This window comes from Paenibacillus jiangxiensis, from assembly GCF_046098255.1.
Taxonomy (GTDB): domain Bacteria; phylum Bacillota; class Bacilli; order Paenibacillales; family Paenibacillaceae; genus Paenibacillus; species Paenibacillus jiagnxiensis.
In genome coordinates, this window is record NZ_JBJURI010000079.1 from 1 (window position 1) to 752 (window position 752).

The 752-nt window shown below is 53.7% G+C and carries 1 rRNA gene; it reads right to left on the reverse strand.

The features are described from left to right. Positions 1-752 (reverse strand): 23S ribosomal RNA (locus ACI1P2_RS31385); the annotation flags it as partial.

Genomic DNA, 752 nt, shown 5'->3' on the forward strand with positions numbered 1-752 from the left:
TTACGGTGGTACAGGAATTTCCACCTGTTGTCCTTCGACTACGCCTGTCGGCCTCGCCTTAGGTCCCGACTTACCCTGAGCGGACGAACCTTCCTCAGGAACCCTTAGGCTTTCGGCGGATCTGATTCTCACAGATCTTTTCGTTACTCATACCGGCATTCTCACTTGAATACAGTCCAGCGCTCCTTCCGGTACACCTTCAACCCGTATTCAACGCTCCCCTACCCCTGATGCAAGCATCAAGCCATAGCTTCGGTGGTGTGTTTAGCCCCGTTACATTTTCGGCGCAGAGTCACTCGACCAGTGAGCTATTACGCACTCTTTCAATGGTGGCTGCTTCTAAGCCAACATCCTGGTTGTCTGTGCAACTCCACATCCTTTCCCACTTAACACACACTTGGGGACCTTAGCTGATGGTCTGGGCTGTTTCCCTTTTGACAATGGATCTTAGCACTCACTGTCTGACTCCCGGATACAAGTCTGTGGCATTCGGAGTTTGACTGAGCTTGGTAACCCTTGCGGGCCCCGCACCCAATCAGTGCTCTACCTCCACGACTCTATTTTCCGAGGCTAGCCCTAAAGCTATTTCGGGGAGAACCAGCTATCTCCGAGTTCGATTGGAATTTCTCCGCTACCCCCACCTCATCCCCGCACTTTTCAACGTGCGTGGGTTCGGGCCTCCAGTGCGTGTTACCGCACCTTCACCCTGGACAGGGGTAGATCACCCGGTTTCGGGTCTACGCCCACGTACT